This is a genomic window from Pseudoalteromonas sp. T1lg48, from assembly GCF_002964785.1.
Classification (GTDB): Bacteria; Pseudomonadota; Gammaproteobacteria; order Enterobacterales; family Alteromonadaceae; genus Pseudoalteromonas.
Genome location: NZ_PQCC01000023.1, coordinates 118,399 through 140,143, shown reverse-complemented (window position 1 = coordinate 140,143; position 21,745 = coordinate 118,399). Strand labels below are relative to the sequence as shown.

Below are 21,745 nucleotides of genomic sequence, written 5' to 3'. Positions count from 1 at the left end.
TGAGCGTATTGCTCATAAATTGCCATTAGGTTTGTAACGCCGTCTAGGGTATACTAGGCGGCGTTTTTTTGTGGATAATTTGAGTTACATGGCTTTAGACGCAGAACAAATTTCGCAGCAATTATTGCCCAAACATGTGGCAATTATCATGGACGGTAATGGTCGTTGGGCGCAGGCTCAGGGACACCCGCGGGTGTACGGCCATAAAAAAGGGGTTGATGCGGTTCGAGAAGCAGTGAAGTTTTGCTCGAAGCTGGGCATCGAGTCGTTAACCTTATTTGCCTTTAGCAGTGAGAACTGGCGACGCCCGGAAGATGAGGTCACCACGCTGATGGAACTGTTTTTAATGGTTCTTGGTCGTGAGGTGAAAAAGCTGCATAAAAATAACGTTAAATTATCCATCATTGGCGACCTAGGTCGCTTTTCCGAAAAGCTACAAGAGAAGATAGCTGCAGCACAAGCGCTTACAGCCCAAAATACCGGGCTGCGGCTGAATATCGCCGCAAACTATGGTGGTCGTTGGGATATCGCCCAAGCCGCAAAACAGTTGGCGCTTAAGGTATCGGCAGGTGAATTAACAGCGGATGACATTGACGAGCACTCGCTGGCAAAGCATATTAGTCTAAATGAACAAAGTGAACTGGATTTATTGATCCGCACCGGTGGTGACCTGCGCATCAGTAATTTCCTGCTTTGGCAGGCGGCATATGCTGAGCTTTATTTCACGCCTACGTTATGGCCCGACTTTAATGAGTCGGTCTTTGCAGAGGCCATTGCCTGCTATGTATCGAGAGAACGTCGGTTCGGATGTACCGGTGAACAAATAAAACAATTACTCTCACACGCTCAGCCCTAAGTTGAAGGTATAAGACTTGCTTAAACAACGAATTATCACGTCACTGGTGCTGGCGCCACTGGCCCTTGCATTAGTATTTTTAGCCCCCCTGGATTGGTTTAGTTACTGTGCCGGCGGCATAGTGTTATTGGGCGCCTACGAATGGTCGGCGTTAATGGGCATTTGTAATCGCGCTAAGCGACTCGTTTATGTGGCTTTGGTCGCGGTTTTGGTGGCGGTAATGCAATGGCACTGGCCGATCACCGCGCTTTGGCAGCAGGGACAAATGCTACCGGATATCAACTATGTGTTCACCCTGGCGCTGGCCTGGTGGATAGTGGCCACGATTCTCGTGGTGCGGTACCCCAAATTCAGCGATGCCTGGTCGCAGGGATATTTAATGCGCGCGATTTCCGGGGTATTGACCCTGGCGCCACTGTGGCTGGCCTTGTGTGTATTGCGCAGCGCCAACTATGGCGAGTCTAGCCAGTTTGGCTCCTATTTGATTTTGGCGGTGTTAGGCATCGTCTGGTGTGCCGATATCGGCGCTTATTTCTGTGGTAAAAACTTTGGTAAGCATAAACTCATGCCCAAGGTAAGCCCGAATAAGACCATCGAAGGCTTTGTTGGTGGCTTGCTAAGCGCCGCCATATTTGTCTTGGCGTTTTGTTATTTTAAAGGGATAGAGCCGGGCATGTGGGCGCCTTATGCTCTGATGGCGGTCATTGTTGCGGCGTTTTCTGCGGTCGGCGATCTGTTAGAGAGCATGTTTAAACGTCAGGCGGGCATGAAGGACAGTGGCAAGTGTTTACCGGGCCACGGTGGTATTCTTGACCGAATCGACAGCCTTACCGCAGCCGCGCCTATTTTTGTGGTCTTCTACGCCTGGACTATGACCCTATGAGTAACAAAAGAGTCACCATTTTAGGCTCTACCGGTTCTATCGGCCAAAGTACCCTGGATGTGATTGCTCGCAACCAAGAGCACTATTCGGTCTTTGCCTTGGTTGCTGGACGTAACCTTGAGCAGATGGTTGGTGATTGTGTTAAGCACAAGCCGCAATTTGCGACCTTGTCCTGCGCTGATGCAAATAGGCAACTGGCCGAGCGTCTTAGCGCGTTGGGCCTATCTACCCAGGTAGTGGACTATGAGCAGGATATGGCCATGCTCTGTCAGCATATCGATGTCGATATGGTGATGTCTGCCATCGTTGGTGCCGCCGGACTTATTCCTACCTTCTACGCCATTGAAGCGGCTAAGGTGGTGATGCTGGCAAACAAAGAATCCTTGGTGATGTCCGGACAATTGTTTATGGACAAGGTACGTCAACACGGCGCTACTTTGTTGCCCATCGACAGCGAACATAATGCCATTTTCCAATGTATGCCCGAAGCCATCCAGGGTCATCATGATGCCACCTTGGCCACACATGGAGTCAGTAAAATTTTATTGACCGGCTCAGGCGGTCCGTTTCGCGAGCGCGCTCTTGAAACCTTTGCCGATATTACCGTCGCCGAAGCGGTGGCACATCCCAATTGGTCCATGGGTCAAAAAATCTCTGTTGACTCGGCGACCATGATGAATAAGGGCCTTGAATTTATCGAAGCCAAATGGCTGTTTAATGCCAGCGCCGATGATATTGAGGTGGTGATCCACCCGCAGAGTATGATTCACTCCATGGTGCAATACTGTGATGGTTCAGTGCTGGCACAAATGGGGCAGCCGGATATGCGCACCCCCATCGCCCATGCCTTGGCCTATCCACAGCGCATTGATGCTGGTGTAGCGCCGTTGGACTTCAGCGCCATGAAGGATTTTAGCTTCCATGCCCCCGACTTTAATCGCTACCCGAACCTACGTCTTGCTATGGAAGCGTGCAAAGCGGGGCAGAGTGCGACCACCATTATTAACGCCGCAAACGAAGAAGCGGTGGCGGCATTTTTAGCCGGGCAGATTCGCTTTACCGACATTTATGCGGTAAATGCCGACACCTTGGCGACTATGTCGACCCAATACGATGAATGTTTACAGGGAATTTTACAGTGCGACAGCGATGCAAGGCGCGTGGCACAGCGGCAAATTAAGAGTAGGGTAAAATAATGTTCGAATTTCTGTGGCACCTAGGCTCCTTTATTGTTGCTTTGGGCATCTTAGTTACCGTGCACGAATACGGCCACTTTTGGGTGGCCCGCAAGGCTGGCGTAAAGGTGCTGCGTTTTTCGATCGGCTTTGGCAAACCATTAATTCGTTGGCATGATAAGCTCGGCACCGAGTATGTGGTGGCGATGATCCCCCTGGGCGGCTACGTAAAAATGCTCGACGAGCGGGTCGATAAGGTCGCCGAGCATGAGCGTCACCTGTCTTTTAATGCCAAGTCCGTGTATGCCCGCATTGCCATTGTCAGTGCCGGCCCCATCGCTAACTTTTTATTCGCTATTGTTGCCTTAAGTTTGATGTATGTCATCGGCGTGCAATCCGTGAAGCCTATTATTGGTGATGTCGGTGCACAAAGCCGTGCTCAGGTCGCGGGCTTAAAAGAGGGCGATCAGCTTCTCGAGGTGGGTAGCCAGCGCACGCAGGACTGGCAGGAAGTGACCCTGGCACTGATGCAGCATCTGGGTGATGACAGCGTCAATGTTAAAATACAAGCGCCATCGGGGACGCAGAGTGTCAAGGTGTTGGATCTTGAAGGCTGGAGCTTACAACAGCGCGACCAATCGCCATTGGCGTCTATTGGTATTGTGCCGTTTCGTCCCGATGCCACCCTTACTTTGGCCATGGTTGCACCGGACTCGCCGGCGGAACGAGCCGGGTTACAAGAGGGTGATGTGCTGATCAGTGTCGAGGGTAAGCTGATTAAATCCTGGCCTGCCCTGGTCCAGAAAATAGAAGGCTCTGCGGAGCAGCCGCTGCAATTTCATGTTATGCGTGGCAAAAGCGGTATGGACGTAATCGTAACCCCGGCCGATAAACCCAACGAGGATGGCTTTAGCCGGGGCTACCTTGGCGTGGTGCCGGTGGTGGAGCCCTGGCCCGAAGATGCGATTGTGACTCGCAGTTACAACCCAGTGACGGCCATTGGTCTTGGGGTTGCTAAAACCTGGCAGATGATCAGTCTGAGTTTTGAAATGATTGCCAATTTGGTTACAGGCCAGGTATCGATTAAGAATATCAGTGGCCCCGTAGGCATTGCGGTTGGGGCAGGAACTAGCGTAAGCTACGGTTTCGTCGCGTTTTTAAGCTTTTTAGCACTTATCAGCGTGAGTCTTGGGGTGTTTAATTTGTTGCCTCTACCGGTACTCGACGGTGGCCACTTAATGTATTACATAATTGAACTTATTCGCAAAAAGCCAGTCTCTGAAAAGACACAAGAAATTGGTTTTCGCATCGGTGCAACGTTATTATTGGCGCTTACTGCGTTCGCGCTGTTAAATGACATTGCGCGATTGTAACCTGAGGTTACCGCCGGCTTGGCTATTTTATAGGTAAAAACTGAGCCGGGTGGATAAAGAAACTGCTGTGTAAGCCAAACAGCAATGATAAGATGGCTGTATGAGACGCAGCCGATGGCCCAAACCAAAACAGCCGTGCGTAAAACGAACTCTAAGATAGTGCGTTTGGGTGAAGACACTGTAGTAAAGGACAAAGATAATAAAATGGCTATAAAAAAACATTTGGCAGTAACGAGTTTATTAGGGGCCAGTTTCGCCGCCCTGGGCCAAGAATCCTTTATCGTAGAAGATTTGAAAGTTGAAGGTCTGCAACGAGTTGCTTTAGGCGCCGCGCTGACCCATATCCCGATTAACGTGGGTGACCAAATTGATACCTATACGGTGTCAAAAACCATTAAAGCACTCTATAAATCTGGCCATTTCGATGATATCGAAGTTTACCGAGATGGTGATAAAATCGTCTTTAAGGTCACCGAACGACCCACCATCAGCGCCATTGAGTTTGAGGGCAATAAAGACATTAAAGACGAGCAGTTGAATGAGAGTCTGAACCAGCAGAATATTCGTACCGGTGAGCCTCTCGATCGAACGGTCTTGGATAATGTGCAAAAAGGCTTGGTCGAATTCTTTCACAGTATCGGTAAATACAACGCCAAGCTCGATCTTGAGATAATTCGCTTACCGCGTAACCGTGTGCGCCTTAAACTTAATTTTGATGAAGGTGATGCCGCCTCAATTCGCCAAATTAATATCGTTGGTAACGAATTATTCCCAGATGAGGAGCTTCTGGGCCTGGTGGAGTCGCAACAAGATTTGCCGTGGTGGAAGTTTATGTCCTCGGATCGTTATCAAAAGCAGACCATCGAGGGCGACTTAGAAAAAATTCGCAGTTATTACCTCGACCGTGGTTATTTACGCTTTAATATCGACTCGACCCAGGTATCGGTTAGTCCCGAGCGTGAGTCCGTGTATGTGACTGCGAACGTCACCGAAGGCGAGAAGTACAGGGTCAAGGGTTTTGACTTCATTGGTGACCTACTTGGTCGAGAAGAGTTGATCCGCAGCGTTGTCCCGCTCAAGGCTGGTGAGCTTTACAATGGCTCAGTGGTGACCGCATCGGAAGAATTTATTAAGAGTTATCTGGCCCGTTTTGGATATGCCAATGCCGTGGTACGCACCATTCCTGAAATCGATGATGAGACTAAAGAAGTGCAATTGGTGCTGTCTGTCGATCCGGGCAAGCGTGTTTATGTGCGTCGTATTGATATCTCCGGTAACCAAAGTACTGCCGATGAAGTCATTCGTCGTGAAATGACTCAGCTTGAAGGTGCCTGGTTATCAAACCAAAACCTTGAGCGCTCAAAATTACAGATTCAACGTTTGCCCTACATGGAAAATGTCGAATTTGAGGTGAATCCCGTGCCCGGTGTGGATGATGAGGTCGATGTAGGCTTTACCGTTAAAGAGCAGTCTGCCGGTAGCTTTACCGCAGGTTTGGCGTACGGTTCTTACTATGGTCTGCAGTTTAACATAGGTATCAGCGAGTCAAACTTCCTCGGTAGCGGTAACCAGGTGGCGTTTAATATCAACACCTCGCGTGGTTCTGAAAGCATCAGTCTGTCTTATACCGACCCTTACTTCACCCCTGACGGTGTGTCACAAGGTTCGAGTATTTTCTATCGTAACTATGATGCCAGTGCGTTCAGCCTGATCGACTATAAATCGAAAAGCTATGGTATCGGCACTAATATCGGCTTTCCTGTCAATGCGGTAAACCGTTTGAACTTTGGGGTGCGTTGGATAGAAGAAGAGCTATCCGATTTGGCCGAATACGAGCAAACGCGAGTGCTGCGTGAAACCTTCCTCGATCCGGAAAACCCGGATGCGGGCTTTGAGTTTACCAAGTATGAGCTCAGCGCCGGTTGGTCTCGTGTGACCGTTAACCGTGGTATGTTCCCAACGGCAGGTTCGCGTCAGTCGCTAAACCTATCGGCGACTACACCAAACTCGGATCTGACCTACTTTAAGATTAACTATGATTCGCGTTATTACTGGCCGGTGAGCGATGATCATCGTTGGGTATTCTCGGCGCGAGCTGCGTTGGGATATGGTAATGGTTATGGTGAAACCAATGGCTATGACCAGGTCTTGCCGGTACAGGAGTTTTTCCGTATTACCGAGCAGGAATTACGCGGCTTTGACCGTAACACCATCTTGCCACGTGCGGTGGTACGTTCACCGCAGAATATCCCAGGTACAACCTTGCCCGATGGTACGCCTACCGGCAATATCGGTGGTGCCGAGGAGTTCGATACCCTGCAACTTGCCGGTCGTATAGGTGGTAATGCCAAAGCGGTGGCGGGTTTAGAAATGATAGTTCCAACACCGTTTTTAGATGAAGAGAACAGCAGTTCTGTTCGTACCAGTTTCTTTGTCGATGCGGCCAACGTATGGGATACAGAGTTTAACGTTGACCGTTATCAAAGCCTTCAGCCCAATGAGCGTGCGCGCTTGGATGATTATTCCGATCCAGGTCGCTTCAGGGTTTCAACTGGTCTTTCAATCCAGTGGATCTCGCCCATGGGGCCAATGCTAATTAGTTTTGCTTATCCGTTGCAAGAAGAAGAAGATGATGATACCAAGACTATTAGCTTCAACATTAGTAACACTTTCTAAGGAGTTTTCTGTGAAAAAACTATTTAAAAACACAGCACTAGTAGTATTAGGCGCGCTAACCATGGGTACTTCGGTACAGGCTTTGGCGCACAAAGTTGGCATCGTTGATATGCAAACTATTTACTCTCAGGTGCCACAAACTGCGGCGATCGAAAACACATTAAAAAGCGAATTTTCTGAACGTCGCCAAGAGATCGAAAAGCTTCAGGGTGATATCCGCTTTGAAATGGAAAAGTTTCAGCGTGAAGCGCCGACTATGAGCGAAGACCAGAAAAAGGCGCTAGGCGAAAAGATCAATGGCATGCAAAAGCAGCTTGCTGAAAAAGGTCGTCCGCTAGAGCAGGAGATCAAACAGCGTCAAAATCAAGAGCTGGCCAAGCTACAAAAAACCATTATCACAGCCATTGAAGAAATCGCTAAAGACGGTGACTTCGATGAAGTTAAGGTTAAAGACGGTACTATCTACTTCAACCCTAAAGAAGTAACTGACCTTTCAGAGAAAGTGGTTGAGCGCGTAAGTAAGAAGTAATGATGGCAAAAAGCTTAGCTGACATCGCCGAACATTTAGGTGCCGAGCTCATAGGCGAAGGCACCCTTGAAATCGTTGGCATCCAGACGCTTGAAAAAGCAACTGCGGCACATATTAGTTTTTTAGCAAATAAAAAATACCGCAGCCAGCTGGCCGATACCCAAGCCGGTGCGGTGATCCTAAGTGCTGCTGATGCCGAGCATTTCGCTGGCAACAAACTGATCTGCCAGGACCCTTATGTGGCTTATGCCAAGCTAGCGCAGCTGCTCGACAGCACGCCGGCGTCGGCTCAGGGCATTCATCCAAGTGCGGTGATCAGCCCTGATGCCAAGGTAAGTGCCAGTGCCAATATTGGCCCACTTGTGGTGATCGAAGCAGGAGCCGTCATTGGCGATCATGCACAGATCGGCTCACATTGCTTTATTGGCAAAGAAGCGCATATTGGTGCCCACACTAAGTTGTGGAATAACGTTACCCTTTACCATCAGGTGCAGCTGGGCGAGCACTGTTTAGTACAGGCCAATACCGTGATAGGTGCCGATGGCTTTGGTTATGCCAATGAACGCGGCCAATGGGTGAAGATCCCGCAAATCGGCTCTGTTATAATCGGCAACCGCGTAGAGATTGGTGCCAGTACCACCATAGACCGTGGTGCTATCGACGATACCATTATCCACGATAATGTGATCATCGATAATCAGTGTCAGATTGCCCACAATGTGGAAATTTGCGAGGGCACCGCCATTGCCGGATGTACCGTGGTGGCAGGTAGTACCAAAATAGGCCGTTATTGTCAGATTGGTGGCCTCAGTGCTATTACAGGTCATGTGGAGATCTGCGATAAGGTGGTATTAACCGGCATGAATATGGTCACCAGTGGTATCAGTGAACCGGGTATTTACTCCTCTGGGTTACCGCACAGTAAGAATAAAGAGTGGCGTCGTACCATAGCGCACCTGCGCAATATTGGTGACATGAACAAGCGTATCAAGGCCATTGAGGCCGAGCTTAAGTCACAAGAATAACTTTGTTTTAAGGAAAAGAAGTTGGCTAATCAGTTAAATAGCTTAGATATTCAAGAGATAATGAGTTTACTACCGCACCGTTATCCGATGCTGTTGGTGGATAAAGTACTGGATTACACACCGGGTGAAAGCCTGCATGCAGTAAAAAATGTGACCGTAAATGAGCCGATTTTTACTGGGCACTTTCCTGGCCAGCCAATCTTCCCTGGCGTGATGATCCTTGAAGCCATGGCCCAGGCAACGGGCCTATTGGGTTTTAAAACCACAGAAAATCGTGGTGAGAACGAGCTATACTTGTTTGCAGCCATCGACAATGCGCGCTTTAAGCAGCCGGTGTTACCTGGTGACACCATGCATTTGCATGTGAAGTTCTTAAAAGAGCGTCGCAATATGTGGAAATTCTACGGTGAAGCACGTGTCGACGATAAGGTCGTGTGCAGCGCCGAGCTAATGTGTGCAAGAAGAGAGTTTTAATCGTGATCCATCCGACCGCAATTATCGAACCCGGTGCAAAGCTTGCTGACGATGTTCAAGTTGGTCCTTATAGCTATATAGGCAATGACGTTGAAATCGGTGCAGGTACTATTATTAATCTCATGTGGTAGTGAAAGGGCCGTCGAAAATCGGCAAAAATAACCACATCTTTCAATTCGCATCGGTAGGCGAGGCGTGCCAGGATAAAAAATACAAGGATGAACCGACGCAGCTGATCATCGGTGATAACAATATTATTCGCGAATGCGCCACCATTCACCGTGGCACCATTCAGGACGAAGGTATCACTAAAATTGGTAGCAATAACCTATTTATGGCTTATACCCATGTTGCGCATGATGCTGTGATTGGCGACAACGTTATTTTCGCGAACAACGCGAGTGTAGCGGGCCATGTGCACATCGGCGACTGGGTGATCCTAGCCGGTAACTCTGGCGTGCATCAATTTTGTAAAGTGGGTGCCCATGCCTTTATCGGCATGTACTCCGGGGTGAATCAGGACGTGCCTCCTTATGTCACTACCATTGGCACACCAGCGCGCCCCGTAGCGATTAACACCGAAGGGTTGAAGCGTCGCGGTTTTGAGCCCGACGAAATCATGGCCCTGCGCCGTGCTTATAAGACCTTGTTCCGTAAGGGGCTTAAGGCCGATGAGGCGCTGGCACAGTTGCAAGAAGAAGTAGCTAACTTCCCGGCTATTCAGCCGATGATCGACCTGGTTACCAACTCTACTCGCGGTATTATCCGTTAATAGAGCTGCTAGCAGGGCAGAAATAGTAGAAAAAGCGCTAACGCGATTGGTAAATTCGGTTAGCGCTTTTTTATGTCTGATTTATTTCTGTATAGCAAACAGGAGCATCCAACCGGGTTATCCGAGCCGGTGCGTCAGGGTTCGATACTCGGGGTATTGGCGACGAAGCTCATCGTGACTGGCTATGGCCTTGATCTGACCTTCTTCCATCCACACCACCTTTTCCATATGCGCCAGTAACGAGTTCTCATGGGTGCTCACCACGAGCGTTCTACCTTTCGCAAGGGCTAAAATTGTTTCAAATACGCCTCTTTGATTGTCACCGTCCAGGCCGCGGGTAGGCTCATCTAGCAGCAGTACCTGAGGGTCTCGCAAAAACAGTTGGGCAAGGTGTAAACGCCTGGCTTCACCGGCGGATAGCTGGCGTCCTGCGGCCCCGACCAAGGTGTCCAAGCATTTATCCATTTGTTTCACGGTTGCAGCTAATTGTGCGTGATTGAGGGCCGTCCATAGTTCGTCGTCGCTGGCATCCTCCCTGGCAAGGCGCAGGTTTTCGCCAATGGTGGCGCTAAAGGTATGCGTGTGTTGATTGAGCACGCCCAGTTGCCGATTTAGCCAATGAGAGTCGAGCGTCTCTACCCTGGTGGCAAATGCCAAGGTCTGGCCTTGCTGTGCCCGCAATTGCGCTGTTAGTAGGCCAAGCAGAGTGGATTTTCCGGCACCACTTCTACCTACTATGGCCACTTTCTCACCGCGCTTGATGTCCAGGGACAAGGAGTGAAAAACCGGTTTTTGCGCCTGATAGGCAAAGTGGATCTGCTTCAGGGAAAAGATCTGCTGCGCGTGCACCTTTCCATGTTGAGTCGGTGTCGGCGTATCCTTGACCTCTGCTAACAAGGTACGAATGCGCCCAGCGCTGGCCAGACTAAGTTCTAGTTTTAGCATGGCATCGGGCAGCATTACTACGGACTCAAACGCACCTAACACCAAGAGCACCAGCATGGCTAATTCGACATTTGCCAACTGGCCGTTATTTACCAAGGGGATCAGCGTAAACAACGCCAGGACGATCGTCAGTTGGCTTACAAGCAACGACAGCCCTTGGTGGGTGGCATACCAGCGATGGCCCTGTTGCTGCTCCCTGGCCAGGGCGTGTTGTGCTTTGTCTAGGCGTCGCCAATATTGCTCGGTGGCACCAGCGAGATACAGCTCCTTAAAGCCGCGTGTCCCTTCAACCAGACACTCGCTCAAGTCGCTTTGGGCGTCCTGGGAACGCTGACCCACGCCTTTTAGGTTGCGACTCAGCCAGGCTGGCAGGAATAACCCAGTGGTTAGCAGGGCGGTGATCGTCACCAGCATAAGCACCTGGCTGTAAACGCCCAGCGCCCAGGCTATCAGTGGCAAGGCCGTTAGCGCTAAAAGCAGGGGCACAAGTACGCCGATATAGAATTCATCGAGTTGTTCAACGTCTTCCTGTAACTGTGATAAGCGACGTCCGACACTGATAAAGCGTTGCTGCGGAATCTGGGTAAGGGCTGCGAAAATGCGCACCCGCAGTGTTTTTAGGATTAAAAAAGTGGTGTTGTGATTGACCAGGCGTTGCGCATAGCCACTGGCGGTGCGGACAATGGCAAGAAAGCGAATAATGCCCGCCGGGGTGAAGTAGTTCATGGTCACCCCTTGTAAGCCAGCGGCGGCCATGGCTGCTAAAAACCAGGCGGATACGGCTAACAGGGTAATATTGGCGGCCAGGGCAAGAAATGCCAAGAGCATGCCTAAGAGCGCCCAACCAAGGTGGGGGCGAATTAGGGAAATAAGGAAGCACCAATTAGCCATGGACGACCTCCGGTGCGCTAAGCATCTTTGCCAGGTAGGAGTCGGGTGCGTTGACGAGATCCGTGTAACTGCCTTGTTCAACGAGCTCGCCATGGTTAAGAACCAAAACGTGCTCGGCCTGGGTGAGGGTGTTGAGCCGGTGGGCAATGATCACCACCAGGGTATGCTCGCTGATGCGCTCCAGGCAAGTTTGCACCTTGTGCTCGCTTTGTTTATCTAGCGCCGCAGTGGGCTCATCCAAAAAGAGGATGTCCGGTTCACGCAACAGAGCCCTGGCCAAAGCCAGGCGCTGAATTTGCCCCCCGGATAGGCCATGGCCTAACTCCCCTAATTGGGTGTCATATTGGTGCGGAAGACCCAGGATAAAGGCATCCAGGTCGAGCTCTTTGCACAGCTCGCGAATGGCTGCAAGGTCGATTGACTCGCTTCCCAGGGCGATATTCTCCGCTATGGTTCCACTGAATAAGGTCGGCGTTTGCGCGACCCAGGCAATGCGCTTTTGATAGCTGCCAATATCGATATCCGCTAACGCTCTGCCATTGATGCGTATAGCCTTATTTACTTGTGGATAAAGACCCATCAGGCAATCCATCAAGGTGGACTTACCGGCGCCGCTGTGTCCCACCAGTGCCAGTATGCCGTTTGCGTCGGTGCGAAACGCGATATTTTTTAATACCGCTTTAGTGCTTTGCTCAAAATGCAGACTTAAGCCTTGCACCTGGAGTTCGGTGATTGATTTAATCTCCATTTTATTCTGGTTAACTTGCTGCCGTGGTCCTTGCTCAGTGAGAATGGCCATCATGGAATCGGCACTGGCTAATCCCTTGAGCTTGGCGTGATAGTGCTGCCCCAATTGGCGCAGCGGCAAATAAAATTCCGGGGCGAGTAAAAGCACCACAAAACCGGTGGCAAAGTCCAGGCTACCAAAATACAGGCGAAAACCGATGATCACCGCTACCAAGGCAATACTGATGGTAGCCAAAAACTCCAGTGCCAGGGTGGAAATAAAGGCAATACGTAATACAGAGAGGGTAGAGAGGCGAAATTGGTCCGCCATTTGCTCAACGCGATGAACTTGACCCTGGGCGCTGTTAAAAAGTTTTAACTGAGCCAGGCCATTTAGACGGTCAAAAAAGAACTGCCCCATATACTGTAAACGTTGCCAATTGCGTTCATTCAGCGCTTGCGCCTTGTAACCAATGAGGATCATAAAAAATGGGATCAGCGGTGCGGTAATAAGAAAAATGAGCCCCGACTGCCAGTCGATGGGAAACACCACGGCGATAATGGCAAAGGGGATAAGCCCGGCATAGGCCACCGCCGGCAGGTATTTGGCAAAGTAATCGTGCAGGGCTTCGACCCCTTGATTGAGGGTGAGTACCCACTCCGATGCAAGGCGTGTTTGTGAGCCGGTTTCTTGCTGTTTGACCAGTGCTTTCCACAGCGCTTCACGCATCGCCAGCTTAATCTTTAATGCACTGCGCTCGGCCACGTAGCGACTGGCGCCTATCAGCAGTGCGCGTAGCAGGCTTAGCCCCGCCAACAGATACAGTGCGTGTGCTTGCTGGGCTAAACCTTGTCTCGCGAACATCACCTGATGACACAGCTGTGCCAACACATAGCAGCTGATGATCATTAACACGCCATTGCCCAAGCCCAACAATATACTGAGCAGCAAGGGGCGGTTATGGCGGCGGGTAAATTCCTTTAAAAAGGCGCGCAGCTGGAGTTGCTGCGCGCGATTTGGTTGGGGATTCATGAGCTTAAAAGTGCTCCTGCTCGTCGTCGGCGATGCTGTCTGTGTGCTGTTGCATTTCATACCACATCACGTTAATCACGCCGAAAGCAACGGCAAAGAGTACCCCTAATATCCATGCGAAATACCACATAATGCCTCCTTAATAGCTGCCGTGAGAGTTGTTTTCAATTTCTTCATGACTGACTCGACGCCACATCTTCACATAACACCAGGTGGTGTAGCTCAGGACTATGGGCAGCAGCAGTGCCACCACGATAAACATGATGTTGAGTGTCATATGGCTTGATACCGCGTCCCAAATAGTCAGGCTCATATTGGCATCGTGGCTTGACGGCATGATGAAGGGGAACAAACTGGCGCCAAAGGTCATTATGATACCCACGAGCATCAAGCTCGTTAGCACAAAACCCACCCCGGCTTTGTTACGCCAGGAGCACACTAAGGCTAAGCCTCCGGCAACAAAGGCCAATATCGGAAAAGCCATGCTCCACGGGCGCTGCTGGTAGCCATCGAGCCACAAGCCGGAGCCTGTAGTAACGGTTTTAGCCAGTGGGTCGGCATGGCCATTGGTATCGGCCATGGTGACAATTTGCATGCCCTCGATTTGCGTTAACCAGACTCCGGCGATGGCAAAGCCTACCAGGGCGAGGATTAAGGCCAAGCGACCAAAATGGGCGGATCGGGTGGCCACCGGGTCCACGGTGCGCAGCTGTAACCACAAACCGCCATGGGCGACCAGCATGGCGACGCTGATCAAGCCACAGAGCAGCGCAAAGGGGTTAAGCAGAGCGAAGAAAGAACCCAAATAGCTGACCCGCATAAGATTATCGATATGCAAGGGCACCCCTTGGAGCAGGTTGCCAAAGGCGACGCCAAAAATCAGCGCGGGAATAAAGCTGCCGGTAAAGAGTGCCCAGTCCCAGCGATTACGCCAAGTCGGGTTATCCAGCTTGGAGCGATAATCAAAGGCCAAGGGGCGGAAAAACAGCGCAAACAGCACCAGCATCATGGCGAAGTAAAAGCCGGAAAAAGCCGCCGCATAGACCATGGGCCAGGCCGCAAACAGGGCGCCACCGGCGGTAATCAGCCAGACTTGGTTGCCGTCCCAGTGTGCGCCGACGGTGTTAATTACCACACGGCGCTCGACATCTTTTTTGGCGACAAAGGGCAGTAAGACGGCGGCGCCCATGTCCATGCCATCGGTGATGGCAAAGCCGATCAGCAACGCACCAATTAACAGCCACCAGATCAGTTTTAGGGTTTCGTAATCGAAAATCATACCTGAGCCTCCTTAAGCGCGGCCTGGCGCTCAAAGTGATACTTGCCGGTGTGCAGCGAGCTGGGACCCTGTTTAATAAAGTGCAGCATCAACCACACCTCGATAATGGCGAGTATGGTGTAGAAGATAATAAAGCCGGTCAGGGAGATCAGCACATCATTAAAGGTCAGGCTGGAGGTGGCCATAAAGGTGGGCAGCACTTCTGAAATCGCCCAGGGTTGGCGACCGAACTCGGCCACAAACCAACCTGTTTCTATGGCTATCCAGGGTAGGGGAATGGCAAATAAGGCGGCCTTAAGCAGCCAGCGTTTTTTCTCAATCACCCGCTTGGCGTTGTAATAGAAAGAAGCGGCGAAGATAAACAGCATGATCATCCCACAGGCCACCATGACGCGGAAGGTCCAGAACAGCGGGCCGACAGCAGGGATCGAGTCCTTCACCGCCTTAGCGATTTCTTCTTCGCTGGCGTTGTAGACATCATCCCGATAGCGCTTTAGCAGTAAACCATAGCCGAGGTCGGACTTGTACTTCTCAAATTCGGCGACGATCTCGGGGCGGGTGTCACCCTCTCGCAACTTTTCCAGATACCGATAGGCAATCATGCCGCTGCGGATCCGTGTTTCGTGTTGTTGCTGCAGCTCCTTGATGCCGGTGACCTCTTCATCGAGGGAGCGGGTGGCAATAATGCCCATCACATAGGGGATTTTAACCGCGGCGTGGGTTTCCTGCGCTTCTGAGTCGGGAATGCCGAACAGGGTGAAGGCGGCGGGAGCCGGCTCGGTTTCCCACTCCGCTTCGATGGCGGCGAGTTTGACTTTTTGCACCTCGCCGACCTCATAACCGGATTCATCGCCGAGCAGGATCACGCAAAGCACCGAAGCTAAACCGAAACTACAGGCCACCGAAAACGAGCGTTTGGCAAAGGCCACGTCGCGCCCTTTAAGCAGATAATAGGCGCTGATCCCAAGGACAAACATAGAGGCGGCCACATAACCGGCAGATACTGTGTGAATAAACTTCACCTGAGCCACCGGGTTAAAGACCAGCTCGGCAAAGCTTTGCATTTCCATGCGCATGGTTTGGTAATTGAACTCGGAGCCCACCGGGTTCTGCATCCAGCCGTTGGCGATGAGGATCCAAAGCGCGGAGAGGTTGGTGCCTATGGCCATTAAGAAGGTGACGCCGAGATGCTGTACCCTGGTCAGACGGTCCCAGCCCAAAAAGAACATGCCGACGAAGGTGGACTCAAGGAAAAAGGCCATCAGGCCTTCGATGGCCAGCGGCGCGCCGAAGATATCGCCAACATAATGAGAATAGTAGGACCAGTTGGTCCCGAATTCGAACTCCATGGTCAGCCCGGTGGCGACCCCAAGCGCGAAGTTGATACCGAATAACTTGCCCCAAAACTTGGTCATATCACGATATATTTCTCGCCCGGTCATCACGTAGACCGATTCCATTATCACCAAAATCCATGTCATCCCTAACGTCAGTGGCACGAATAAAAAGTGATAGAAGGCCGTTATTGCAAATTGCAGACGGGATATGTCTACAAAGGATTCATCTATCATGGTTTACCCCTAATGCAAGCTGTTTGAACTTTCAGTAATTATTGAAAGTTAGCCTAGTATCTAAGCTTATCGGTCAACAGTCAACCACATACTAGCAATCACCGACCGATAAAAAAGCGCGTCACGATGAAAAATTAGACTCCTTGATTGCTTACCAACCTGGTTAGTGAATCGGCTATTTTTCAGCACCCTAGATTTGTATGCCGCTGAGGTTTTAAGCGCACCCTAAACAGGGTAGACTAGGCTGTTAATAATAACAGTGGTATACGGGAAGCCCCCTTTAGATGAGCGCAGCAGCTAAACCTCTACGTATCGGTATTGTTGCCGGAGAAATGTCAGGCGACATTCTCGGCGAAGGCCTGATGAAAGCGATATTAAAATCACACCCGGATGCAGAGTTTGTTGGCATCGGTGGTCCGCGCATGCAGGCGCTTGGCTGTCAGAGCTTGTTTGATATGGAAGAGCTATCGGTGATGGGCTTGGTTGAGGTGCTCTCTCGTTTGCCACGCCTGCTGCGTATTCGCAAGCAACTGGTGCAGCATTTTATCGCTAACCCGCCGGATGTGTTTGTCGGTATCGATGCGCCGGATTTTAATCTGCGTGTTGAACTGCCGCTTAAAGAAGCGGGCATTACGACTGTGCATTATGTCAGCCCTTCGGTGTGGGCATGGCGACAAAAACGTATTCATAAAATCGCCAAAGCCACCAATTTGGTGCTTTCCCTGTTACCCTTTGAAAAAGCATTTTACGATGAGCATCAGGTGCCCTGCACCTTTGTAGGTCACACCCTGGCCGATGATATTGCCGTTGAACAGGATAATACCCAGGCGCGGGAGCAGTTGGGCTTATCCCCCGAGGATAAGGTGCTTGCTTTGCTACCTGGCAGCCGTGGCTCCGAGGTTGGCTTGCTAACCCCTACCTATGCGCAAACCGCTGAGCGTTTGCAACAGCAGAATCCGGATTTAAAGGTGGTGGTGCCCCTGGTTAATGCGGCGCGTAAGGAGCAGTTTTTAACCCTGCAACAGGAGCATGCGCCCAATCTTAAGGCCATTTTACTAGACGGTCAGTCGAGCTTAGCGATGCAGGCCAGCGACGCCATTTTATTGGCCTCTGGAACCGCCTCGCTCGAAGGCATGTTGTATAAAAAGCCCATGGTGGTGGGATACAAGCTCAAACCCATGACCTATTGGATGGTGCAAAACGTCTTTACCTTTACCATCAAGTATTTCTCGCTGCCCAATCTGTTGGCCGATGAAGAATTAGTGCCCGAGTATTTGCAACATGAATGCAATGTCGACGCCCTGTGTGCGGCGCTGGAACCGCGTCTGTACGGTGACAACAGTGTGTTAATCAGCCGTTTTACCGAAATACATAAGAATATTCGTTGTGATGCCAGCCGTCAGGCGGCCAAAGCCGTATTGGAGCTTATCGATGCAAATTAATCGCCCAGACGTTCAATATATTGCCGGTGTCGACGAGGTCGGGCGCGGGCCATTAGTGGGAGATGTTGTCACCGCCGCGGTGATTCTTGACCCCAATAAGCCCATTGCCGGCCTGACCGACTCGAAAAAGCTGAGCGATAAAAAGCGCCTGGCGCTGAGCGAAGAAATCAAAGAAAAAGCTCTGAGTTATTGCATTGCCCGCGCAACCGTGGCGGAAATTGATGAGCTTAATATTCTTCATGCCACCATGCTGGCCATGAGTCGCGCGGTTGCCGGTTTGGATATTACCCCGGACTTTGTGTTTATTGATGGCAATCGCTTGCCCGCGCTCGATATGGCGGCGCAGGCCGTGGTGAAAGGCGATGCGCTGGTGGCGGAGATCAGTGCCGCCTCCATTTTGGCCAAGGTAGCACGGGATCAGGAAATGATCGATCTCGATGCCCAGTATCCCCAGTATGGCTTTGCGGGGCACAAGGGCTATCCGACCAAGGCGCACTTTGAAGCCTTGGCGGAGCATGGTGCTACCGAGCACCACCGCAAGAGTTTTAAGCCCGTCCAACGGGTACTCGCCGAGAGAGGGCAGTAATCTATGGCAGCCCCTCAGTTCGTTCATTTACGGGTTCACAGTGACTTTTCCATGGTTGATGGTTTGGCCAAGACCAAACCCATAGTCGCCAAGGCGCAGGAGTTGCACCTCAGCGCCCTGGCCATTACCGACCAAATGAACCTCTGTGGCCTGGTGCGCTTTTATGGCGCCGCCCATGGCGCCGGTATTAAGCCTATCGTCGGTGCCGATATTTGGCTTAATACCCCGGAATTTCCCGATGAGCCTTGCCGGTTGGTGCTGCTGGCGAAAAACAACCAGGGTTATAAAAACCTTACCCTGCTTATTTCAAAAGCCTATTTACGCGGTCATGTGATGCATCGCGCCATGGTCGACAGAGACTGGCTGGCAGAGCATGGCGAAGGTCTGATTATTCTCAGCGGCGGTAAAGACGGTGATCTCGGCAAGGCTCTGCTTAAGGGCAATGCCGGGGTGATCGAAGAGATCAGTCAATTTTATCGAACCCATTTTCCCGGCGATTATTATCTAGAGCTGATCCGCACCTCGCGCGCCGACGAAGAAAACTATTTACATCTGGCCGTTGAGCATGCCTATGCACATCAACTGCCGGTGGTGGCCACCAATGAAGTAGTGTTTTTAAAACCGGACGACTTCGAGCCCCATGAAATTCGTGTGGCCATCCATGATGGCTATACCCTGGAAGATAAGCGCAGGCCCAAGCGTTTCTCACAAGAGCAATATTTAAACACCCCCGAGCAGATGGCCGAGCTGTTTAGCGATATTCCCGAGGCACTGCAAAACACGGTGGAAATCGCCAAACGCTGTAACGTCACCGTGCAACTGGGCACCTATTTCTTGCCGGATTACCCCACGGGTTCGCTGAAAATCGAGGACTTCCTGGTTAAGGTATCCCGCGACGGCCTCGAAGAGCGTTTACAATTCTTATTCCCAGACGAGCAGGTGCGTGCAGAGCGCCGTGGCGAGTATGACGAGCGTTTGCAAATCGAGCTCGACGTAATCAACCAGATGGGGTTCCCAGGTTACTTCTTGATCGTAATGGAGTTCATTCAGTGGTCGAAGGATAACAATATTCCCGTAGGTCCGGGGCGAGGCTCCGGTGCCGGCTCCTTGGTGGCCTACGCGTTGAAGATCACCGATCTCGACCCGTTGCAATTCGACCTGCTGTTCGAGCGATTCCTAAACCCGGAGCGGGTCTCTATGCCCGACTTCGACGTCGATTTCTGTATGGACCGCCGCGATGAGGTAATCGACCACGTGGCCAAATTGTATGGTCGCGATGCGGTATCCCAGATCATCACCTTCGGTACCATGGCTGCAAAAGCGGTTATTCGCGACGTGGGCCGGGTGCTGGGTCACCCTTATGGCTTCGTTGATCGTATTTCTAAGTTGGTGCCCGGCGACCCGGGTATGACCTTGGCCAAAGCCTTTGAAGTGGAGCCTCGCCTCCCCGAGGCCTATGACGGCGACGAGGAAGTGCGCGACCTCATTGACATGTGTCGCATTCTCGAGGGCTGTACCCGTAACGCCGGTAAACACGCCGGTGGTGTTGTAATCTCACCGACCACCATCACCGACTTTGCCGCCCTGTATTGCGATGAAGAGGGAAAGTTCCCGGTTACCCAGTTCGATAAGAACGACGTAGAAACCGCCGGTCTGGTTAAATTCGACTTCCTAGGTCTGCGTACACTGACTATTTTGCAGTGGGCCCTGGATATGACCAATGAGCGCCTCGCCCGCGAGGGCAAAGCGCCGGTGGATATCAATGCCATTCCGCTGGATGACAGACCCAGTATCGAGCTGCTGCTGCGCGCCGAAACCACGGCGGTGTTCCAGCTCGAATCCCGCGGTATGAAAGACCTTATTCGCCGCCTTAAACCGGACTGCTTCGAAGATATGATAGCCCTGGTGGCCTTGTTCCGTCCGGGGCCACTGCAATCGGGCATGGTAGATAACTTTATCGACCGTAAGCATGGTAACGAGGAAATCTCTTACCCGGATGCTCAGTATCAGCACGACAGCTTGAAACCCATTTTGGAGCCGACCTATGGCGTAATCCTGTATCAGGAGCAGGTTATGCAAATCGCCCAGGTTCTGGCGGGTTACTCGCTCGGTGGCGCCGACTTATTACGTCGCGCCATGGGTAAGAAAAAGCCGGAAGAAATGGCCAAGCAGCGCTCGACCTTCGAAGAAGGGGCGATACAAAACGGCGTTGACGGCGAACTGGCGATGAAAATCTTCGACCTGGTAGAGAAGTTCGCCGGTTATGGCTTTAACAAATCACACTCCGCCGCGTATGCCTTGGTGTCGTATCAGACGCTGTGGATGAAAACCCATTATCCGGCCGAATTTATGGCCGCGGTAATGTCGGCGGATATGGATAACACGGATAAAATCGTCACCCTGGTGGACGAATGTGAAAACATGAAGCTCACCTTGTTGCCACCGGATGTGAACGCTGGCCTGTATAAGTTCACCGTGAACGAGCAGGGCGAGATAGTCTACGGCATTGGTGCTATTAAAGGCGTGGGTGAAGGCCCGGTAGAAGCGATTTTGAGCGCCAGAGAGCAGGATGGGCCGTTTAAGGATCTGTTCGACTTCTGTGCCCGAGTTGATTTGAAACGCCTGAACAAGCGGGTTATTGAAAAACTCATTATGGCCGGCGCCATGGATAACCTGGGTCCGGATCCGGTGCAGGGCGGTCGCGCCATCCTAATGGCCTCGTTGCCCGAGGCGATTAAATCCGCCGAACAGCATAATAAGGCCGAGCAGCTTGGCCAAGGTGACTTATTTGGCTTGCTGGCAACCGAGCCGGAAGAGGTTGAGCAAGCCTTTAAACGAGTGCCATACTTTACCGACAATCAATGGCTTGACGGTGAACGGGAAACTTTGGGCTTATTCTTGACCGGGCACCCTATAAATCAGTATCGTGGTGAACTTAAGCACTATACTAGCGGTAAACTCGTCGATCTGACGCCGACTGAGCGAGATGTGCAAACCACCGCGGCAGGTTTGGTGATCAGTGCCCGAACTTTGATAAATAAGAAGAATAAACGCTGGGGATTAATCACCTTAGATGACAAGAGTGCCCGAATTGATGTACGCTTATTCCCAGAACAGTTTGAAATGTTCCAAGAATTGCTGCAAATCAACAATATCTTGGTGATAACTGGACAGGTCAGCTTTGATAACTTCTCTGGCGGCATTACAATGACCGCCCGAGACGTCTGTACCCTCGCTGAGGCCCGTGAAAAGCGCATTAAAGCGATGAAAATGACGGTGGACATGGCGCAAATTGACGACAACTTCTTCGAAAAGTTGGAAAAAGTGCTGGAACCGTACAAATTTGGCACCTGTCCGGTAAAAATACTGTACCGGCGGCCAGATGCCTTGGCTGAGTTGGAACTAGGAACACAATGGTGTGTGACGCCTGCCGATGACTTAATTCATAAGTTATCGCTGATGGCGGCACAAAATATAGAATTAGAATTTAATTAAATGGGTTAATGAGC

At 51.2% G+C, this 21,745-nt stretch carries 16 protein-coding genes and 1 pseudogene; 12 read left to right on the top strand and 5 right to left on the bottom strand.

All coding sequences use genetic code 11. The features are described from left to right. Nucleotides 1–88 precede the first annotated feature (88 nt). From uppS to lpxA, 9 genes and pseudogenes are all read left to right on the top strand, one after another. On the top strand, nt 89–856 hold the full coding sequence (gene uppS, locus C2M29_RS16365) for a polyprenyl diphosphate synthase (protein WP_442792577.1): 768 nt from the start codon (nt 89–91) through the stop codon (nt 854–856). Between the two features lie 16 nt (nt 857–872). Beyond that, the gene (locus C2M29_RS16360; RefSeq protein WP_105190801.1) at nt 873–1,739 is read left to right on the top strand and encodes a phosphatidate cytidylyltransferase; all 867 of its coding nucleotides are present in this window, start codon (nt 873–875) and stop codon (nt 1,737–1,739) included. Then, the gene (gene ispC, locus C2M29_RS16355) at nt 1,736–2,935 is read left to right on the top strand and encodes a 1-deoxy-D-xylulose-5-phosphate reductoisomerase (RefSeq protein ID WP_105190800.1); all 1,200 of its coding nucleotides are present in this window, start codon (nt 1,736–1,738) and stop codon (nt 2,933–2,935) included. The genes C2M29_RS16360 and ispC overlap by 4 nt, the downstream gene beginning before the upstream one ends. Then, a complete protein-coding gene (rseP, locus tag C2M29_RS16350; protein WP_105190799.1) occupies nt 2,935–4,287 on the top strand; it encodes a sigma E protease regulator RseP in 1,353 nt (450 codons plus the stop codon). Before ispC ends, rseP begins: the two co-directional genes overlap by 1 nt. A 204-nt stretch (nt 4,288–4,491) precedes the next feature. Then, the gene (gene bamA / locus C2M29_RS16345; protein ID WP_105190840.1) at nt 4,492–6,963 is read left to right on the top strand and encodes an outer membrane protein assembly factor BamA; all 2,472 of its coding nucleotides are present in this window, start codon (nt 4,492–4,494) and stop codon (nt 6,961–6,963) included. 10 nt (nt 6,964–6,973) lie between these two features. Further along, nucleotides 6,974–7,492 (top strand): OmpH family outer membrane protein, encoded by a 519-nt coding sequence (locus tag C2M29_RS16340; protein ID WP_105190798.1) that lies wholly within the window; start codon nt 6,974–6,976, stop codon nt 7,490–7,492. After that, on the top strand, nt 7,492–8,517 hold the full coding sequence (gene lpxD, locus C2M29_RS16335; RefSeq protein ID WP_105190797.1) for a UDP-3-O-(3-hydroxymyristoyl)glucosamine N-acyltransferase: 1,026 nt from the start codon (nt 7,492–7,494) through the stop codon (nt 8,515–8,517). Before C2M29_RS16340 ends, lpxD begins: the two co-directional genes overlap by 1 nt. A 21-nt stretch (nt 8,518–8,538) precedes the next feature. After that, nucleotides 8,539–8,991: a 3-hydroxyacyl-ACP dehydratase FabZ gene (gene fabZ / locus C2M29_RS16330; RefSeq protein WP_105190796.1), complete on the top strand. Its 453-nt coding sequence runs from the start codon at nt 8,539–8,541 to the stop codon at nt 8,989–8,991. A gap of 2 nt (nt 8,992–8,993) precedes the next feature. Beyond that, nucleotides 8,994–9,763 (top strand): annotated as a pseudogene (gene lpxA, locus C2M29_RS16325) (acyl-ACP--UDP-N-acetylglucosamine O-acyltransferase). 117 nt (nt 9,764–9,880) lie between these two features. Here the strand turns inward: lpxA and cydC are convergent. From cydC to C2M29_RS16300, 5 genes are read right to left on the bottom strand one after another with little or no spacing between them, the layout of a single operon-like run. Continuing rightward, on the bottom strand, nt 9,881–11,599 hold the full coding sequence (gene cydC, locus C2M29_RS16320; protein WP_158684752.1) for a thiol reductant ABC exporter subunit CydC: 1,719 nt from the start codon (nt 11,597–11,599) through the stop codon (nt 9,881–9,883). Further along, nucleotides 11,592–13,358 carry a thiol reductant ABC exporter subunit CydD gene (cydD, locus tag C2M29_RS16315; protein ID WP_105190794.1) on the bottom strand — a complete coding sequence of 589 codons (1,767 nt, stop codon included), beginning with the start codon at nt 13,356–13,358 and terminating at the stop codon, nt 11,592–11,594. Before cydD ends, cydC begins: the two co-directional genes overlap by 8 nt. Nucleotides 13,359–13,362: 4 nt before the next feature. Then, nucleotides 13,363–13,488: a cytochrome bd-I oxidase subunit CydX gene (gene cydX, locus C2M29_RS16310; protein ID WP_105190793.1), complete on the bottom strand. Its 126-nt coding sequence runs from the start codon at nt 13,486–13,488 to the stop codon at nt 13,363–13,365. Nucleotides 13,489–13,497: 9 nt separating this feature from the next. Then, nucleotides 13,498–14,637, bottom strand: a complete 1,140-nt coding sequence (gene cydB, locus C2M29_RS16305; RefSeq protein WP_105190792.1) for a cytochrome d ubiquinol oxidase subunit II — start codon at nt 14,635–14,637, stop codon at nt 13,498–13,500. Next, entirely contained in the window at nt 14,634–16,208 is a 1,575-nt protein-coding gene (locus tag C2M29_RS16300) for a cytochrome ubiquinol oxidase subunit I (RefSeq protein WP_105190791.1), read from the bottom strand. The genes cydB and C2M29_RS16300 overlap by 4 nt, the downstream gene beginning before the upstream one ends. A gap of 284 nt (nt 16,209–16,492) precedes the next feature. Between C2M29_RS16300 and lpxB the strand changes: the two genes are divergently transcribed. The 3 genes from lpxB to dnaE are packed head-to-tail and all read left to right on the top strand — an operon-like array spanning nt 16,493 to nt 21,731. Beyond that, the gene (lpxB, locus tag C2M29_RS16295; RefSeq protein WP_105190790.1) at nt 16,493–17,650 is read left to right on the top strand and encodes a lipid-A-disaccharide synthase; all 1,158 of its coding nucleotides are present in this window, start codon (nt 16,493–16,495) and stop codon (nt 17,648–17,650) included. Next, the gene (gene rnhB, locus C2M29_RS16290; RefSeq protein WP_105190789.1) at nt 17,640–18,236 is read left to right on the top strand and encodes a ribonuclease HII; all 597 of its coding nucleotides are present in this window, start codon (nt 17,640–17,642) and stop codon (nt 18,234–18,236) included. Before lpxB ends, rnhB begins: the two co-directional genes overlap by 11 nt. A gap of 3 nt (nt 18,237–18,239) precedes the next feature. Next, nucleotides 18,240–21,731, top strand: coding sequence for a DNA polymerase III subunit alpha (dnaE, locus tag C2M29_RS16285; RefSeq protein WP_105190788.1), 3,492 nt, complete (start codon nt 18,240–18,242; stop codon nt 21,729–21,731). Nucleotides 21,732–21,745 lie beyond the last annotated feature (14 nt).

Excerpts from the sequence above, each read along its gene's own strand:
- C2M29_RS16300 (WP_105190791.1), bottom strand. The coding sequence starts at position 16,208 with ATGATAGATGAATCCTTTGTAGACATATCCCGTCTGCAATTTGCAATA.
- rseP (WP_105190799.1), top strand. The coding sequence starts at position 2,935 with ATGTTCGAATTTCTGTGGCACCTAGGCTCCTTTATTGTTGCTTTGGGC.
- ispC (WP_105190800.1), top strand. The coding sequence starts at position 1,736 with ATGAGTAACAAAAGAGTCACCATTTTAGGCTCTACCGGTTCTATCGGC.
- lpxD (WP_105190797.1), top strand. The coding sequence starts at position 7,492 with ATGATGGCAAAAAGCTTAGCTGACATCGCCGAACATTTAGGTGCCGAG.
- cydC (WP_158684752.1), bottom strand. The coding sequence starts at position 11,599 with ATGGCTAATTGGTGCTTCCTTATTTCCCTAATTCGCCCCCACCTTGGT.
- lpxB (WP_105190790.1), top strand. The coding sequence starts at position 16,493 with ATGAGCGCAGCAGCTAAACCTCTACGTATCGGTATTGTTGCCGGAGAA.
- rnhB (WP_105190789.1), top strand. The coding sequence starts at position 17,640 with ATGCAAATTAATCGCCCAGACGTTCAATATATTGCCGGTGTCGACGAG.
- dnaE (WP_105190788.1), top strand. The coding sequence starts at position 18,240 with ATGGCAGCCCCTCAGTTCGTTCATTTACGGGTTCACAGTGACTTTTCC.
- cydD (WP_105190794.1), bottom strand. The coding sequence starts at position 13,358 with ATGAATCCCCAACCAAATCGCGCGCAGCAACTCCAGCTGCGCGCCTTT.
- cydX (WP_105190793.1), bottom strand. The coding sequence starts at position 13,488 with ATGTGGTATTTCGCATGGATATTAGGGGTACTCTTTGCCGTTGCTTTC.
- cydB (WP_105190792.1), bottom strand. The coding sequence starts at position 14,637 with ATGATTTTCGATTACGAAACCCTAAAACTGATCTGGTGGCTGTTAATT.
- uppS (WP_442792577.1), top strand. The coding sequence starts at position 89 with ATGGCTTTAGACGCAGAACAAATTTCGCAGCAATTATTGCCCAAACAT.
- bamA (WP_105190840.1), top strand. The coding sequence starts at position 4,492 with ATGGCTATAAAAAAACATTTGGCAGTAACGAGTTTATTAGGGGCCAGT.